We start from the raw sequence: 17083 nt of genomic DNA, 5'->3' as shown, positions 1-17083 counted from the left end.
TAACTTAGGGCAGCCATACCTTCCTCCTGATCGGGCCGGTCGTCAAGTCGTTCATGGGCACGTCACCCGAACCGTCGGCAGCCCGACATGCGCAGATCACCGCGGCTTTCCCCCGCGTACGCGAAGGGGACCGGGACGGCCGCGCGGCGGCCGGCCCCGGTCCCCTCCGGGTGGAACTCAGTAGCGGTAGTGCTCCGGCTTGAACGGCCCCTCCTGGGACACGCCCAGGTAGGCGGCCTGCTCCTTGGTGAGGGTGGACAGCTTGGCGCCGAGCGCGTCCAGGTGCAGCCGGGCGACCTTCTCGTCCAGGTGCTTGGGGAGCACGTAGACGCCGACCGGGTATTCGTCGGTCTTCGTGTAGAGCTCGATCTGGGCGATGGTCTGGTTGCTGAACGAGTTCGACATCACGAAGCTCGGGTGGCCGGTGGCGTTGCCCAGGTTCAGCAGGCGGCCCTCGGAGAGCACGATGATGGCGTGGCCGTCCTCGAAGCGCCACACGTCGACCTGCGGCTTGATGTTCTCCCGGGTCACGTCGGAGCGCTTCGCCAGGCCGGCCATGTCGATCTCGTTGTCGAAGTGGCCGATGTTGCCGACGATGGCCTGGTGCTTCATCCGGGCCATGTGCTCGTGGGTGATGACGTTGAAGCAGCCGGTCGCCGTGATGAAGATGTCGGCCTGCTCGACCACGTCGTCCAGGGTGGCCACCTGGTAGCCGTCCATCGCCGCCTGGAGGGCGCAGATCGGGTCGACCTCGGTCACCACGACCCGGGCGCCCTGGCCGCGCAGCGACTCAGCGCAGCCCTTGCCCACGTCGCCGTAGCCCATGACGACGGCCATCTTGCCGCCGATCAGCACGTCGGTGGCGCGGTTGATGCCGTCGATCAGCGAGTGGCGGCAGCCGTACTTGTTGTCGAACTTGCTCTTGGTCACCGAGTCGTTGACGTTGATGGCCGGGAAGAGCAGGGTGCCGGCGCGGTGCATCTCGTAGAGCCGGTGCACGCCGGTGGTGGTCTCCTCGGTCACGCCCTTGATGCCGGCGGCGATCCGGGTCCAGCGCTGGCCGTCCTCGGCGAGCGAGCGGTGCAGGAGCTGGAGGATGACCGCGTACTCCTCGGAGTCGGCGGACTCGACCGGCGGCACGACGCCGGCCTTCTCGAACTCGGCGCCCTTGTGCACGAGCAGGGTGGCGTCGCCGCCGTCGTCGAGGATCATGTTCGGGCCCTGCCCGTCGGGCCAGGTGAGCACCTGCTCGGTGCACCACCAGTACTCCTCCAGGCTCTCGCCCTTCCAGGCGTAGACCGGGACGCCGGCCGGGGCCTCGGGAGTGCCCTCCGGGCCGACGACGATCGCGGCCGCGGCGTGGTCCTGGGTGGAGAAGATGTTGCAGGACGCCCAGCGGACCTGCGCGCCGAGCGCGACCAGGGTCTCGATCAGGACGGCGGTCTGGATGGTCATGTGCAGCGAGCCGGTGATGCGGGCGCCGGCGAGCGGCTGGGCCTCGGCGAACTCGCGCCGGATCGACATCAGGCCGGGCATCTCGTGCTCGGCGAGCCGGATCTCCTTACGCCCGAACGCGGCGAGCGACAGATCCGCCACCTTGTAGTCGCCCTCGGCGAGGGTGCTCGGCCGGGCTCCGGACGACGCGCCACTGGGGGCCGCCGGGAGGGTGCTGGTCATGGAAGCTCCTGTCGAACGAAGACTGCGCAGCCTTCCACCTTACGCGCGTGGATTTCTCCTCCCCTGCCCGGTTGGCCGACAGGAGGGTGGCCCGGTCGGCGGACAGCGCACGGGGCGGTCGGTCGTGAACGGACTTTCCGCTCACGGCCCGGCCGCCCCGTGCATCCCCCCGGTTTGGTTCCCCGCGCGTTACCGGACCTTCGTCGCGACAACGCTGCGTACCCATAGCGTCACACTAGGCCTACAGCCCGTCAAGCTATTTCGGGAAAGTCGGACTTGCGCATGTCGCAACGGCGGGCGCTGATCCGCCGCACAGCGCTTCGGTCAGCGCAGGCCGGAGGTGGCGACGAACGCCACGCCGTCCCCGCCGATCACCAGCGGGCCCCCGGCGGCCGTGCCGATCGCCGCCTGGCCGGCCGCCAGGGTGACCGTCCCCACCCCGTCCTCCACGGTGAGCGTGCCGGCGCGGCAGAGCACCACCCGCGGGCCGGGCAGCGCCAGCCGCGCCGGCGGACCCGCGGAGGTCACCTCGACCCGGTGCAGAGCGAAGTCGTCCACCGGCACCAGCCAGGTCACCACCCCGGGCGCCACCGGCTCCGGCCGGACCACCGGCTCGTCGAGCACCTCGAAGCGCAGCACTCGCAGCAACTCGTCGACGTCCACCCGCTTCGGAGTGAGCCCGCCGCGCAGCACGTTGTCGCTGGCCGCCATGATCTCGACGCCGGTGCCCCGCAGGTAGGCGTGCAGGTTGCCGGCCGGCATCCAGATCGCCTCGCCCGGCGCCAGCCGGACGTGGTGCAGCAGCAGCGCCACCACCACGCCCGGGTCGGCCGGGTAGTCGACCGCCAGGGCCCGCGCCAGCTCGGCGTCCGGCCCGGCCACCTGCGCGGCCAGCACGTCCGCCACCAGCCCGGCGCGCTCCGCCACCGGCCAGCTCAACAGCAGGCGTACGGCCTCCCGCAGCCCCGCCGGCCCGGTGCGCAGCGCCGCCACCACCGGCTCCAGCGCGGGTACGCCGAACGCCGCGATCGCCGTCGCCGACTCGGCCGGGTCCCGGAACCCGCAGAGCGCCTCGAACTCCGAGAGCGCGACCAGCAACTCCGGCTTGTGGTACGGGTCGACGTAGTTGACCCGGTCGGTGTCGGCGGCGTACCCGGCCCGGGCCTGCTCGGCGTCCGGGTGGGCCTGCAGGCTCAGCGGGGCGACCGCCGCCAGCACCTTCAACAGGAACGGCAGCCGGGTGCCGAACCGGCCGACCAGGCGCTCGCCCAGCCAGTGGGCCGGCTCGGCGACCAGCAGCTCGGTGAGGCTGACCGGGTTGCCGTCCCGGTCCACCGTGGCCGGGGCGCCCGGGTGGGCGCCCAGCCACAGCTCGGCCTCCGGCCCGGCGCTCGGCACCGGTCGCCCCTGCAACTCGGCGATCGCGGTGCGGGAGCCCCAGGCGTAGTCCCGGATCCGGCCCTGCAACAGCTCCACGGTCAGCTCCCGGGCCGTCCGGCGACCTCGTCGCTGCCGGCGTCGACGTCCGGCTGCGGCACGGCGGTGTGCGCCGCCTGCCCGGTGCCCGCCCGGTCCGCCGCCGCGCTGTAGATGTCGGGCTCCAGGTAGATGACCCGGGCGATCGGCACCGCGGCGCGGATCCGCGCCTCGACGGCGTTGATGCCCCGAGCCAGCTCCTCGGCGGTCTCGCAGGCCGCCACCCCGATCTTCGCGGCCACCATCAGCTCCTCCGGGCCCAGGTAGAGCGTCTTCATGTGGATGATCCGCTCGACCTCGGGCCCCTCGGTCACGGCCCGCTCGATCTTCGCCAGGTCGTGGCGCTCCGCGCCCTCACCGAGCAGCAGGCTCTTGGTTTCGATGGCCAGGGTGATCGCGATGATCACCAGCAGCACGCCGATCATCGCGGTGCCGGCCGCGTCCCACATGCCGTTTCCGGTGATCAGCGTCATCCCGACGCCGAACAGCGCGAAGACCAGACCGATCAGCGCGCCGAAGTCCTCCAGCAGCACCACCGGCAGCTCCGGCGCCTTGGCCCGGCGGATGAACCGCACCCAGGACTGGTTGCCGCGGATGTGGTTGGACTCCTGGATGGCGGTCCGGAACGAGAAGCTCTCCATGCCGATCGCGATCACCAGGACGGTCACCGGAACCCACTGCCACTCGGTGATCGGCTCCGGATGCTGCGCCTTGTGGTACGCCTCGTAGAGCGCGAAGAGGCCGCCGACGCTGAACAGCACGATCGCCACGATGAACGCGTAAATGTAGCGCTCCCGGCCGTAGCCGAACGGATGCTCGGGGGTGGCCTCGCGCTTGGCCCGTCGGCCGCCGAGCAGCAGCAGGCCCTGGTTGCCGGAGTCGGCCACCGAGTGGATCGACTCGGCCAGCATCGACGAGGAGCCGGTCAGCAGGAACGCGATGAACTTGGTGACGGCGATGCCGACGTTGGCCGCCAGGGCGGCCACGATCGCCCTCGTCCCGCCGTTGGCGCTCACGCCGCCGCCTCGCTTCGCTCCGCGGCGGCGCGAGGCGCCGCGCTGCTGAGCTCGATGGTTCGCTCGCTCCGCTCGCTCACGTTTCTCCCCGCCCGATGCCGCACGTGCTCACTGGTTCGCCAGCTCCTTCATCTCGGTGATGGCCGGCACGGCCATCGGGTCCAGTCCGTGTGCCAGGGCGAGGTAGACCGAGGCGAAGTCGGGGACCGCCATCAGCGAGGCGAGCCGCTCCAGCGCGGACCCGCCCTCGGCGGTGACCACGTCGCAGCGCACCCCGCGCCGCTCGGCGAGGGTCTGCACCGCGTCCGCGCGGCGCTCCTCCACCGCCAGCGGCTCGTCGGTGTCGTCCTCGGCGTTGAGGCCGCCGTCGCGCAGCAGCACCAGCCGCAGCCGGGTGGCGTCGCTGCCGGTCTCGTTCGGATCGGCGAAGATGTCCCGCTCCCCCTCGACCAGGCCGCCGAAGACGCCGTCGAGCAGGCCGACCCGGCCCCGGCCCGCCTCGCCCAGCGCCCCGGTGACCACCGGGTAGCGGGCGTTGGCGGAGAGCGTGTCACCGAACCGGCGGGCCGCCACGGTGGCGAGCGGCGACGAGCCCCAGACGATCGGGATCGACCCGGACAGTCCCAGAGCCAGCGACTTCGCCGGGTTGACGAAGGACTCGGCGGTGGGCCGGCAGCGGTCGGCGTCGGCGTCCAGCCGGGCCGCGGTCTCGGCCAGGTCCGCCTCGTTGACCTTCACCAGCCCGAGCGTACGGGCGGCGAGCAGGACCGGCACGGTGAGCGCCCAGAGGCTGGCCCGGGCCGGGGCGCGCCGGGGCACCGGGATGAACGGCGCGCGGGCCCGCTCGGCCACCGACTGGAGCTGCGAGTCCGGGGCGCCGACGGCGACCAGGCGGGCGCCCCGTCGGTGCGCGGCCTCGGCGGCGCCCAGCGCCTCGGGGCTGCGGCCGGAGGCGCTCACCGCGATGACCACGTCCGCCGCACCCACCCAGCCCGGCACGCCGGCGCTGCGGTGCGGGATCACCGGCACCGGGCAGCGCGGCCCGGCCACCGTGGCCAGCAGGTCCCCGGTCCGCCCGGCGGTGCCGATGCCCGCGATGACGACCGCGCGCGGGCGGCCATCGTCGGCGAGCACGGTCAGGTTCGCCTCGGCGGCCAGCGCCGCCGACTCCCGGACCTGGGCGCCGGCGGAGGCGGTGAACCGGAGCATGCCGCCCGGGTCCTGCTCGGCCAGTCGGTCCGGATTGTCCAGCAATGACTCGTCGGCGTGCCGGTGGCCGCTGACCCCGGCCGTACCCTCCATCATCGCGGCGACGCGGAGCCGCCGCGCGCGTCGTCCGCCGCGGGGCCGCCCCGCGCCTCGTCGAGCAGCAGCACCGGGACGTCGTCGCGGACCTCGAAGATCCGGCCGCACTCGGTGCAGGTCAGCGTCTGGGCCTGCGGGTCGTAGTCGAGCGGTGCGTGGTGCGTGTCCGGACAGGCGAGGATCTCGAGCAACTGCGGGTCCAGGGCCACGGCGCGGCTCCTTCCACGTATGCGGTCTCACCGGTCGGCGGTGCCGTCCGGCGCACGCGATCTTATCGGCGAACCGGTGCGGGCACCCTGCCACATCTCGCACCCGACGGCCGTGCGCGGCGACCCGGTCAGGTCGCCGTCACCCACCGTCACCGTAACCCCGGCGACCGGCCGGGGCTGGACTCAGCGGGGCACGCGGGGCAGCACGGTGGTGGCGTCGCCACCCGCGGGGGCCGGCGGCTCGCCGTCCGGCCCGTCCGCCGTGGCCGCGGAGGCGCCGTAGACGCTCCCGCTCGGGCGGGGCGTCGGGGCGGCGGCCTGCTGCCCGTACACCTGGCCGGCCGGCGCGCCCGAGCGGTAGGTCGTGCTGCTGCGCGGCAGCGGGAGCGGCGGCTGACCGACGCCCGGCTGACCGTCCGTCTTCTCCGCGCGGCTGCGGCGGACCAGCAGCACGATCAGCGCGACGCCGACGAGCACCAGTGCGATGCCGAACCACATGATCGGGGAACCTCCGGAGGACGAGTCGTCGGCCGCGGTGCCGGCGGCCGGGTCGAGCGCGGCGGCCACCGCGGTGGTGTCGGCCTCGGCCGGCGTGGTCGCGACGGCGCTCGGGGTGGGGGTCGGCGAGGGCTTGCGGGACGGCGTCGGGCTGGGGCTCGCGGTCCGCTGGGCACCCACCACCCGGGCCGCGGTGGCGGACCGGCCGAGCACCCGGCCGTTCGCGGCGCTCGCCTCGCCGGCCACGGCCAGCCGCCCGCCGGTCGTGCCGGCCAGGAAGGCCACCCGGTAGCGGACCGTGATCCCCTTGCCCTTGCACAGGGCGGCGTTGGCGGGCGAGGTCTGCGCCGTGGCGACCGCGCCGCCACCGCCGGACACCGGCACCGACACCCACCGGCCGCCGGTGGCCACCTGCACCCGAACCTGGTCCGCCCGCAGGCCGTCGAGGCGCAGCCCCAGCGCGGTGCGGAGCAGCACGCAGCCGTCGGTGCGCTTGCGCACCTCGACCGCCACCGTGCCCGCCGAGCCACCGGCCGTGAAGCTGCTCGCCGAGCGAACCTCCACCCGGTCGTCGGCGGCCAGCGCCGGGGACGCCGCGCCGGCCACCAGGCCGCCCAGCATCGCGCCGACCGTGGCCCACCGCGCCGCGTGCCGCCTCACCGACATCTCCACCTCACCGTTTCCGCCCCGGACGGGATCCGCCGGTCAGGGTACTACCGGGCCGGAGGGGCACCCGCCCATCGAGCACTCCACATGTGTGCCGCGACACCCCCGCGGCACCCGCTCCATCCTCGATGCGGCCGGGTCCGCTCGCATGATCATTTCCGACTCTTCGTGGCCCGGTCGCCGCGGGCGGCGCAACCTGGGCCGCGCGCCGGGCGGTCAGACGGAGGCGGCTGGTCAGGCGGGCTCGGCCGGCCGGTGGGGGTGGCCGGTCAGGCGGGCTCGGCCGGCCGGGTGGAGGCGGCCGGTCAGGTGGAGGCGGCCGGTCAGGTGGGGGCGGCCGCCAGGGCCCGGCGGGAGAGCCGGTCGGCCGTCCGGGTGGTCTCCGGCAGCCGGTACCGGGGCGTCAACGCCAGCACCCGGTCCACCGCGTTGTCCAGGCTCATCCGGTGCCCGACGCTGACGAAGACCGGTTTCACCCCGTCCCGGGTCCGTAGCACCCGGCCCACCACCTCACCGCCGTCGCGCAGCGGCGTCCAGGCGCCCCGCTGCGGCGCCGGCTCGTCCCAGACGCCGACCAGCGGCGTCTTCCCCACCCCGATCGCGGGCCGTCCGGTCACCAGCCCGAGATGGCAGGCCAGCCCGAACCGGCGGGGGTGCGCCAGCCCGTGCCCGTCGCAGACCAGCAGGTCGGGCCGGACGGTCAACCGCTCCAGGGCCGCCAGCAGCGCCGGCAGCTCACGGAAGGCGAACAGCCCCGGCACGTAGTCGAACGCCGACCCGCCCACGCTCACCGCCTCGTCCACCACGGCGAGGGTGGCCGCGTCCAGCACCGTGACGGCCGCCGCCAGCCGGTCACCGCTCTCCGCGTAGGCGACGTCCAGCCCGGCCACCGTCGCGGGCGCGGTCGGTCCCGGCCCGACCAGGTCGACCCGGGACCGCAACTCCTCCTGTACGCGCAGCGCCTCCGCCACGTCGGCCGGCGGCCGGTACGGCACTCCCTCGCCCGTCACTGGCGGCCAACGCCCCGGTGGTCGGCCGACCCCGCGTCCTGGCCGGGGCTCAGGCAGCCGGCCAGGGACCCCGCGGCCCGGGAGGCGGCCTGCCGTCGCGGGGAACCCGTCATCGCGTCACCGTAGCCGGGCCGGCCCGCGTCACTGGCCGACGCGGCCGTCGATCAGCTCGCGCAGCAGGTCGGCGTGCCCGTTGTGCCGGGCGTACTCCTCGATCATGTGCACCAGCAGTTCCCGCAGCGAAAGCTTCTCGTGGCCGTGCCGCGCCTGGACCTCCAGGTCCGGGGCGTCGGCGACGAACCGCTCCGCGTACGCGACCTCCTCCCGCCAGACCGCCCACGCCTCCTCGACGACGGCCGGGGCACCCACCGCGCCGTTGAAGTCGGCGTCCGGGTCCGCCTCGTTCCGCCAGATCCGCGGCGCGTCCTCGCCCGCCATGGTCCGGCGGAACCAGCCCCGCTCCACCTCCGCCAGATGCCGGACCAGCCCCAGCAGCGACATGGTCGACGGGGGCACGGACCGCCGGGCCATCTGCTCCGCGTCGAGGCCCGCGCACTTGAGTTCGAGGGTGAGGCGCTGATCCCGCAGGTAGTTGACCAGGACGCTCATCTCGTCGTCGAAGCCGCCCTCCGAACGCGGGTCGTCCTCCGGCTTGACGAACATGTTCGACCAGGCGAACTGAGGCGTGGGTCGATCGGTCTCGGTGCTGGTGCGCGCGTCAGACATGCCGGGACCTTCGCGGTTGGATCGGTGGTCGGCAAGGCATTTTGGGGCGGGAGTCAGCGGGCGGCGGTGGCGATGGTGGGGTCGGCGCCGGGGTCGCAGGCCTGCTGGAGCTGCTCCTCGAACATCACGAACGTCCGCCGACGGATCCCCGCAATCAGGGCAGCCTCCTCAGGCGTATACGGACGGCCCTCTGCGATAGCCACGTCGTCGATGGCCTTGACCGTTTCGTACAGAGCGAAGATCGGCCCTTCGCCCTTTAGGTAGCGCCCACGCTCGGCCTCCGTACGCTGCACAAACTGAGCCGGCGTGCGAACAAAAACTTCTCCACCTATGGCAGAGAGGATCTCATCGACGATGTCGTTCGCTGGCCGCCAGCCGCCCGTCCTCTTGTCCAAGCGCCAAGCAGTAAGCCCCCCATCTGGCGTGAGCACCATCTTCACGGGTGTCTTGTAGTAGTCGTAGTAGCCAGGAAGGTCGATTCCTTCGAGCGCGCTAGTCACTCGTGTCCTCCGTTGAGTGCCGATTCGAGGGCCGTCCAGAAGTACTCACGCTGACGATGGATGATGCCCTTGCGTATCGCCGACTCCATGTCCGAGAGGCTACGTCCCTGCTCCCTGGCCACCGAGCCGAGGTCACGCCGCACCTCATAGAGCGAATGCTCCCAAGTAGCCACCTCATCAAGGGCGGCCAACTGCAACCGGAACTCGGCGATGTGACCGGTAGACGTACGAACCATCATCTGCACGTCCCGGTAGCCACCCTTCTGTGGGGCCACAAAGCGATCCTCGAACTCTACGAGCTGTAATCGTTCGTCACCCCGTAGCGATGCCAACGCTTCATACAGGTCATCCAGGCACTCGTATGAGACGCGGCCGGCCGCCAGATCTGTCAGTTGCGACACGTCGCCGCCGTAGCCGTCGATCTTGTCTTCGGCTCGCCCTCGGTCCTTGGGTTTCGGCCTGGGGTAATACTCGCCTCCGCCGCCCGAGGCATCAGCTAATCTTCGTCCCAACCCATCAATTTCGGCCTGCGCAACAACTGCGCATGCGTACAACTGGTTCAGGTACTGCTGCCGGTAGGCAGCGTCGTCAAGGCGACCCAGGTCGAAGCCCGGTTGCACTGCGGGCGGGCCCTGAATGGCGAAGGCAGCGCTCACCTCCATTTGCTCGGAAGTAAGCGGGGTCGGTGCGACAGGTGGTGTAGGCGCTGCGGCAGCAACTGCCGCGCCCCGCTCGGCGATCTCGTCCAGGACTTCGCCCAGCACGTCGATCGCCTTCTGATGGCTGGCCAGGTGGTGGAGGGTGACCGGGCGGGCGATCAGGGAGTTGGCGAGCTCCGGAGTCGACAGGATCATGCGGACCAGGTCAGGGCGCTGGGCGAGCTGCCGTACCAGGGTCTCGGCGAGCAACTCCTCGCCTCGAGGCGGCGCTTCCCACGTCTGGTCGAGCATCTGCCTGACGCGTGGGTCGGCGAGCAGCTGCGTCAGGTCGCCGACCGCCGCCGCATCCAGCTCCGGTACCAGCCGTTGCAGCGTCGGCCCGTCGACGTGTTGCGCCAGCTCGACCGGCGTCACCCCGGCGGCGAAGACCTCGTCGAGGCTTTCGCTCGCGGCCAGCGCATCGCGGACGTACACCCCGGCGGCGATCCGGTCGGCGTGCGCGTCGCGGTGCGCGTTCCGCAGCTGGACCGCCTCCGACTCCGTGTCCGGGGCGCTGCCCGGGAACGGAGTGCCGCCCGGCCGGTGGAAGGTGGTGGATTCGCCGAGCAGGTGGACGCGGTTGAAGTCCGGTGTATCCCCGTCGTCGGGTGGCGGCGGCGGGTCGGGCGGTCGGGGTGGCGCCGGCGCTTCGACCGGGTCGGGCAGGACGCTGTAGTCACCCGGCGGCCGGCCGGCGAGCGGCATCGGCCGACCGTCGGGGCCGAGCACCAGCACGTCGAGGCCCACGACGTTGCCGGGACCCCGGACACCGCTGTGGGTGTAGAGCGGATGCTTGCTCATCCGGCCCATCTGCGGGTCGAGGTAGAGGACCGTGCCGTTCTGGTTCAGCGCCACCCAGGCGTGCGAGCCGCCGCCCTCCAGGCTGGTGATGAGGAAGGCGTAGCTGCCATGGCCCCCCGCCAGCAGCTGCGCGCTCAGGTCGCGGTAACCGTCCTCGATCACCTCACGCGTCTCGGTATCGGGGACGCCCGACAGGGCAGCCGGACAGAGGTTCTGGAACCGGCCGCCCGTGGTCTCCTCCACACGGCGAGGTCCGTCCGCCTCGCCCCCCACCGGCTGGCGGACGTCCCCCAGCAGGTAGCCGTCGAAGGTACGCGGCGCGGAGACCCGTGGCCGGCCGTGCATCCAGGTCTCGAACAGAGACAAGGTGCAGTCGAGGCAGTTGATGCCCCGGGTGGCGTCCGCGGCGGGTCCACCGTCGTTCGCCAGCCGGAACCAGCCGCCCTGCCGGGGGTCGGCGGTCCGCACCACACTGCCGTCGGGGTTGCGCGGCATCTGTCGCTCCAGGTCGGTCTGGTGCAGCGCCAGCGGCGGCCGGAGTCCGCCCCGTACGCCGTACCGGCGGGAGCGGTCGATCGGCGGTGGGTGGCCGTGGCCGGTGAGCGCCGAGTGGTCCGGCGTCTCCACGGCACCCAACGCGAGGTTGGCGATGTCGTCGTTGATCCGGTAGAAGTCGAGGTCGTCCTCGACCATCACGTCGGCCGGCAGCAGCTCGCCGGCGCGCACTGCCTCCGCTGCGTCGACGGCTCGGTAGTGGAGGCGCTCCCTCAGCCGGCCCTCGCGCACGTGCTGGCCGGCGAGGTGCTGCCGCCCCGCCTCGCGCAACTCGTGCGCCCTCTTGAGAAGCCAGCGCGCGGCCTCATAGTGCTGCTCGGCGACGTCGCGCAGCTCCCTTACCTGGGCTTGCCGTCGGTTCTCCTCGTACAGCTCTCGCTGCGACCGGAGATAGCCCTGGTAGCGGCGTCGGTCGAGGGCCTCACGGTCGGCCGCCAGTCGGGCAGCCCGTTCCTGGGCCGTCATCCCACGAGGCGGCAACGGAGCGAAGGGGCCGGGGAGCGTTGGCGTCGGGTCCGAGGCCGCGCGCTGCGGAGCCAGCGCTTCCAGCAGCGGAAACCGGGGATTCGAGCCAGGCCGGCCATCCGAGCCGCTGACGGGCACCCCGGCACCCGGGCCGGCGACCGGCACGGCGTGCGGATGCGCCGGCGGCCCGGCCTGCCCGGTCACAGTGCCCAACGGCGGGCGGTCCGGCGGCGCCGACACCGGCCCAGGCGGGTGTGGGGCAACGGTGGCAGGCGGACCCACCACGGTCGGTGCGGCCGCCGCGTGCACCGGCGTCATCTGGTTCGAGGTACCGGTGTCGGGCAGCACAGGCGCCCTGACCGCGCCGGATTTCGGATCTGCGGTGTCGGAAACGGCCGCGCCCGCAACGGGCGCCTCGACGGTCACGGACGAGAGCGTCGGGCTCTCCGTGGCGTCCGCCCACACTGCGCTTGTCGTCCCCTCCGCGCGCGGAGGGCTCGTCGTCACCTCGGCGTCCAGCAGGTGCGGTGGAGCGCCGACACTCGCCGCCGCATGCCCGACCTCCACGGACGGGAGGCGCGCCGGAGCCGGCCCGTCACCAACGAGCGATGACGGAAGGCTCGATGTCGAGCGGGAGTCCGCAGTGCCGGGGTGGAGCATCGGTCCGGGGTCGGGCTCCCCGACCAGCGCGGCCGGGTCCGGTATTCGCTGAGCTGGAATGAGGCCGGCCGCGTCGCCGGATGGTGGAAGCCCCAGGTCCATCGGCTGCGTGGGAAGACCGGCCAGCTTCTCGTCGAGCCGGTGGTGCAGAACGCTGTCGGCCTGCCCCGTGGCGGACCCGCTGGCGCCGGAGGCCGCGGCCCGGGCCAGGTCCTCCAGCGACAGGTCCTGACCGGTGGCGAGCCCCGCCGCGCTCTCGGCCAGGGTCTCGCCGGCCATCTCCCGCCCGAAGCGCTCACCAACCTGTGCGAACCGCCCATGTGCGTGCCGTCCGAGGCCGGCCAGCGGCGCCGCCGCCCCGCCGGCGAAGCCACCGAGCCCCGACATGCCCACGTCGGTCAGGTCCAGGCCGTCACGCCGGCCCGTGGAGTTCTGGTACGCCTGCGTCGCCAGGCTGGTGCCGGCCTCCTGCCCCGCCTCGACCAGTCCGGCGAGCACGGCCCGGCGGGCGAGCCCACGGGCGCCGCTCTTGACGACCTCCTTGGCGGCCCGTTCGCCGGCCTCCTTCAGCGCTTCCTTGACGGCCTTGCGGGCCAACTGGGCCACCAGCCGCTTGAAGATCTGCTGCACGGCGACCCGGCTGGCCGTGATCGCGGCACCGGCCGCCGGTGAGGCCGCGCCCATCGTTAGCACGGTGGCCACCGCGAGCGAGAGCAGTTCGACGACCAGGATGCCCAGCTCGATCCAGGCCTCCAGCTTGGCGCCCTCGATGTCGCAGCCGCACGAGTCGACCAGCTTGCCCAGCTCGCCGGTGGCCGCCACCAGGACGTGCAGCGGTGCGTCCTCGCCCTCGGCGACCTTGCCCCAGGCGACGTCGAACGCCTGCGCCACCAAGCCGACGCCGCCGTATCCGCTGCGGACCTCGCCGGCTGCGGTGGTGGCGTCGTTACGCGGGCCGCCCAGGACGTCGGCGACGCCGTACCACTGGTCGGCCAGTTCCCAGACGGCGCGCTCGTTGCCCTCCGGCCACTCGACGCCGACGACCCAGTCCAGCGCCTCGTAGATCCAGCCGGGCACGTCCCAGGGGCAGTAGTCGAGCGGGTGTGGGATCGGGCTGGGCAGCATGCTTACGCGCGGATCCTCCGGTGGTCAGCGCCAGGGCCGGTGCGGGTTGTGCTGCTGGTGCGGGATCTCGCCGAGCTGGCGGGCGTTGGTCAGGTCGGTCGCCACCGTGGCGACGGCGGACCGCACCACGTCTGTGCCCAGCCCTTCGAGCGAGCGGCCGAGGATCTCCCAGGCCCGCAGCAGGGTCTCCGCGTAGCCCTGGTAGTGCCTGTCGAAGGCGGCACCGATGTCGTCTCGACCCCAGGGCCGCTGCGCGCTGGCCGCCGCGATCGGATCCCCCGCCTCTCGCCGGGAGGTGGTAACCGCCTCCCCGGCCAGGGCCAGGTCGGCGCCGCCGCGCCGGGCCCGGTCCGGGTCCAGCCAGAGCTGTCCGTCGGCCACCACTGTCATTCCCCGCGGGACAGGACGGCGTCCGCCCGGCCCAGCAGGGCGCCGAAATCATGCGTACGCAGGAACTCCACCGACGGCGAGCCCGGCGGCAGGTAGGCGGCGACCAGCTCCCGGGTCGCGGTGACCGCGGCGCGAGATGCCCGCAGCACGGTGTCGGTGATCTTCCGGCTCAGGGCCCTGGCGTCCCGGTCGTAGAACACCGAGGGAGCCACCTCGACGCTGATCAGCTCGCCGCGGGCGCCGACGACCGCGGTCACCTGACCGTCGTCGGAGCGCTCGGTCACCCGCAGCTCGGCGAGCCTGGTCTGGAGTTCGTCCAAACCGGACCGAAGTCGCTGGTACTGGCCGTACACCTCGTCGAACCGCGCACGCAGCGCGCGGTTCGCGTCCCGGTCCGCGCTCTCGGCCACCGCCGCTCCCCTTCCGTCACCGTCGGTAGGGCCGACCATACCGGGCGCCACGGAATCCGTGGGGTCCGGTAACTTCACGCTGTGATCGAACGACAGCAGGCCGAGCAACTCGCCGCCGTCTGGGCCCGACGGGACTCCGAGCGCCTGGGATTCCCGTGCACTCCCGGGGTCGAGGAGTTCGAGCTGGGTTACCTGGTCACGTCCACTGTGTCCGTCGAGGCCCGGGCTCTCCCCGGCGACCTGCCGACCACGGTCATCGACAAGGAGACCGGCGAGGTGTCGACCTGGCCACGGGTGCCGGCGGCCGCCGTCGAGGAATTGTTCCGGCAGCGTCGACCAGCCGCGCCCCGCGCGCCGCGCACCGCCGACCCGGCCAGCCAACTGCTCCAGGAGCTCACCCGCCGGCCCGCCCCCGGCGCCATGGCGCACCTCACCCTCGACGGCCGTCTGCACATCGCGCAGGGGGCCAAGGGCGAGGTCGAGCTGCACCACCATCCGCTGATCCGGTCCTATCTGGACGGCCTGGCCCCCGGCCACCTGGTCCGGGGCGGCGAGCGGCACGCCGAGATGATCGTCATCTCCGACGTCCTGCACGATCAGGATCACCGGCGCGCCGCCGAGGGCCTTCCCCCGCTGACGCTCGAGGAGGCCCGAGCGCTCCTGGGCACCGGCCGGTTCGAGGTCTTCCGGGTCCGGGAACCAGGAGATCCCGCTGGTGGGCTGGCAGAGCTTCCCTGCGACTCGTGCATCAACTTCCTGGTGCGCTTCAACGCCCTCCCGTGGTCCGATCTGGCATACACGGAAGAGTGGCGCCCGGAGCCGCGGCACATCATCCAGCCCGGCCGGTTCCCCGATGTGGTCGCGCACGCGCTCATGGACGCGGGTTGGCAGATCAGCATGTTCAACGAGGCGCTCGCGATGGGCGCGATCGCCGAGACATGCGAGATCGTCGGACGGCGGCATCGGCACGAGACGTTCCCAGCCGCCGAGCAGGCACTTACCGGCTTCCCGGCGATCCTCAGCCGCAGACGGGGGCCGGGCCAGGACGTGTGGATCAGCCGATTCACCACGAATCCGCTACGCGGCGCTCACAGCGCCGACACCCTCGCCGGCTTCGGCGCCCTCCTGGGCGTACGGCTCTTCCCGCTCGGCAGCGAGCGCCAGGAGAGCATCATCGCCGTCGACGAGCACGGCCGGATCTTCGCGCTCGATCAGGCCGGCGAGTGGTTCCTCGGCCCCGACATCGACGCCGCCCTCACCACCCTGCTGCTCGGCCGCGCCCCGGCCAGGGTCCGCGACGACGGCACCTGGTGAGCAGCCCTACAGCTTCACCCCGGTCAGCACCATGACGCGCTGCTCGGTGTAGTCGTCCATGGCGCTGCGCAGCCCTTCCCGTCCGACACCCGAGCCCTTCACCCCGCCGTACGGCATCTGGTCGGCCCGGTACGACGGCACGTCGCCGATGATCACCCCGCCGACCTCCAGCGTCCGCGAGGCGAGGAAGGCGGTCTGCAGGTTGTGGGTGAACACGCCGGCCTGCAGCCCGTACGCGGAGTCGTTGACCGCGGCGAACGCGGCCTGGGCGTCGGTGACCGGGGCGACCACCAGCACCGGCCCAAACACCTCCTCGGTGCAGACCTTGGCCGACGACGGCACCCCGCTGAGCACGGTCGGCGGGTAGGTGGCGCCGTCGCGCCGCCCGCCGACCTCGATGGTGGCTCCGGCGGCGACTGCCTCGTCGACCCACGCCTCGACGCGTTCGGCCGCCTCGACGGACACCATCGGCCCCACGTCGGTCAGCTCGGAGGCCGGGTCGCCGGTGCGCAACTCGTCGACGGCCGCGACGAGGCGGGGCAGGAAGCCGTCGTAGAGCCATTCGTGCACGTAGACCCGCTGCACCGCGATGCACGACTGCCCGGCCTGGTAGTTGGAGAACGTGGCGATGCGGTGCGCGGCGAAGGTCAGGTCCCCGTCCGACGACCAGTCCTCGCAGATCACCGCCGCGGCGTTGCCGCCGAGTTCCAGGGTGACGTGCTTGTCGGGGGCGGCGCGGCGGATGGCCGCGCCGACCGGTCCGGAACCGGTGAACGACACCACCGGCAGCCGTGGGTCGGCGACGAGTTCGGCGGCGCGCTCGTTGGGCAGCGGCAGCACCGAGAACATCCCCTCGGGCAGTTCGGTCTCGGCCAGGATCTCGCCGAGCAGCAGCGCGGAGAGCGGGGTGGCCGGGGCCGGCTTGACCACGATGGGGGCGCCGACGGCGATGGCCGGGGCGACCTTGTGCGCGACCAGGTTCAGCGGGAAGTTGAACGGTGCGATCCCCAGGACGGGGCCGCGAGGCACCCGCCGGACCAGTGCGATGCGTCCGGTGGCCGCCGGGTCGGTGTCCAGGCGTTGCAGCTCACCGGAGAAGCGTCGGGCCTCCTCGGCGGCCCAGCGGAAGGTGGAGACCGCGCGGCCCACCTCGGCCTTCGCCCACTTCACCGGCTTGCCGTTCTCGGCGGTGATCAGGGCGGCGACCTCGTCGGCCCGTTCGGCCAGCCGGCGGGAGACGTGGTCGAGGGCCGCCGCGCGGGCGTGCGCGGGCAGGGCCGCGGCCGTCGCGGCCACTCCGGCTGCTGCCGCGACGGCGGCTTCGACCTGGTCGGGCGTGGCGAGGGTGGTACGCCCCACCGTCCGGCCGTCGTACGGGTGGGTGACGGTCAGCTCACCCTCGCCGTGGGCGGGGCGGCCGGCGACATAGAAGGCTCTCGGCTCCACGCTCGGCAGCGTAGACCACGCAGGCCCTAGCGGAAACAGTTGCCCAGACCCTTGTCTGCCTCGGATTCAGTAGCGAAGATGGCAGTCAGATTGCGATAACCTCCGCTGACCTTCCCCTCGGCCACCCCCTCGGAGA

The 17083-nt window shown here is 72.8% G+C and carries 14 protein-coding genes; 1 reads left to right on the top strand and 13 read right to left on the bottom strand.

What is annotated here, in order from left to right; all coding sequences use genetic code 11:
- Nucleotides 1-177: 177 nt before the first annotated feature.
- The 12 genes from ahcY to AC0OLQ_RS06075 all read right to left on the bottom strand — a co-directional run bounded on the left by ahcY (nt 178) and on the right by AC0OLQ_RS06075 (nt 14187).
- Nucleotides 178-1677, bottom strand: coding sequence for an adenosylhomocysteinase (ahcY, locus tag AC0OLQ_RS06130; protein ID WP_484530534.1), 1500 nt, complete (start codon nt 1675-1677; stop codon nt 178-180).
- 324 nt (nt 1678-2001) lie between these two features.
- Nucleotides 2002-3153 carry a mannose-6-phosphate isomerase, class I gene (gene manA / locus AC0OLQ_RS06125; protein WP_484530533.1) on the bottom strand — a complete coding sequence of 384 codons (1152 nt, stop codon included), beginning with the start codon at nt 3151-3153 and terminating at the stop codon, nt 2002-2004.
- A 2-nt stretch (nt 3154-3155) separates the two neighbouring features.
- Nucleotides 3156-4169: a cation diffusion facilitator family transporter gene (locus AC0OLQ_RS06120; protein ID WP_484530532.1), complete on the bottom strand. Its 1014-nt coding sequence runs from the start codon at nt 4167-4169 to the stop codon at nt 3156-3158.
- Between the two features lie 108 nt (nt 4170-4277).
- Nucleotides 4278-5474, bottom strand: a complete 1197-nt coding sequence (locus AC0OLQ_RS06115) for an SIS domain-containing protein (RefSeq protein WP_484530531.1) — start codon at nt 5472-5474, stop codon at nt 4278-4280.
- The gene (locus tag AC0OLQ_RS06110) at nt 5471-5683 is read right to left on the bottom strand and encodes a Trm112 family protein (protein WP_151465048.1); all 213 of its coding nucleotides are present in this window, start codon (nt 5681-5683) and stop codon (nt 5471-5473) included. Before AC0OLQ_RS06110 ends, AC0OLQ_RS06115 begins: the two co-directional genes overlap by 4 nt.
- Before the next feature lie 183 nt (nt 5684-5866).
- A complete protein-coding gene (locus tag AC0OLQ_RS06105) occupies nt 5867-6847 on the bottom strand; it encodes a hypothetical protein (RefSeq protein WP_484530530.1) in 981 nt (326 codons plus the stop codon).
- A gap of 323 nt (nt 6848-7170) precedes the next feature.
- Complete coding sequence (gene nfi, locus AC0OLQ_RS06100; protein WP_484530529.1) at nt 7171-7857, bottom strand: deoxyribonuclease V; 687 nt, start codon at nt 7855-7857, stop codon at nt 7171-7173.
- 141 nt (nt 7858-7998) lie between these two features.
- Complete coding sequence (locus tag AC0OLQ_RS06095; RefSeq protein ID WP_484530528.1) at nt 7999-8583, bottom strand: DinB family protein; 585 nt, start codon at nt 8581-8583, stop codon at nt 7999-8001.
- Nucleotides 8584-8636: 53 nt separating this feature from the next.
- Nucleotides 8637-9083 (bottom strand): hypothetical protein, encoded by a 447-nt coding sequence (locus tag AC0OLQ_RS06090; protein ID WP_484530527.1) that lies wholly within the window; start codon nt 9081-9083, stop codon nt 8637-8639.
- Nucleotides 9080-13387 carry a toxin glutamine deamidase domain-containing protein gene (locus tag AC0OLQ_RS06085; RefSeq protein WP_484530526.1) on the bottom strand — a complete coding sequence of 1436 codons (4308 nt, stop codon included), beginning with the start codon at nt 13385-13387 and terminating at the stop codon, nt 9080-9082. The genes AC0OLQ_RS06090 and AC0OLQ_RS06085 overlap by 4 nt, the downstream gene beginning before the upstream one ends.
- Nucleotides 13388-13411: 24 nt before the next feature.
- Nucleotides 13412-13771: a hypothetical protein gene (locus AC0OLQ_RS06080; RefSeq protein ID WP_484530525.1), complete on the bottom strand. Its 360-nt coding sequence runs from the start codon at nt 13769-13771 to the stop codon at nt 13412-13414.
- 2 nt (nt 13772-13773) lie between these two features.
- The gene (locus AC0OLQ_RS06075; protein ID WP_484530524.1) at nt 13774-14187 is read right to left on the bottom strand and encodes a YbaB/EbfC family nucleoid-associated protein; all 414 of its coding nucleotides are present in this window, start codon (nt 14185-14187) and stop codon (nt 13774-13776) included.
- An 81-nt stretch (nt 14188-14268) separates the two neighbouring features.
- Here AC0OLQ_RS06075 and AC0OLQ_RS06070 point away from each other — a divergent pair, with 81 nt between their 5' ends.
- Nucleotides 14269-15501 carry an SUKH-3 domain-containing protein gene (locus tag AC0OLQ_RS06070; protein WP_484530523.1) on the top strand — a complete coding sequence of 411 codons (1233 nt, stop codon included), beginning with the start codon at nt 14269-14271 and terminating at the stop codon, nt 15499-15501.
- Nucleotides 15502-15507: 6 nt separating this feature from the next.
- On the opposite strand, the gene AC0OLQ_RS06065 is transcribed toward AC0OLQ_RS06070, so the two are convergent.
- Nucleotides 15508-16947 (bottom strand): aldehyde dehydrogenase family protein, encoded by a 1440-nt coding sequence (locus tag AC0OLQ_RS06065; RefSeq protein WP_484530522.1) that lies wholly within the window; start codon nt 16945-16947, stop codon nt 15508-15510.
- Nucleotides 16948-17083: the final 136 nt, after the last annotated feature.

This window comes from Micromonospora sp. Utrum1, from assembly GCF_057197805.1.
This window is presented reverse-complemented; position numbering and strand designations above follow the sequence as displayed.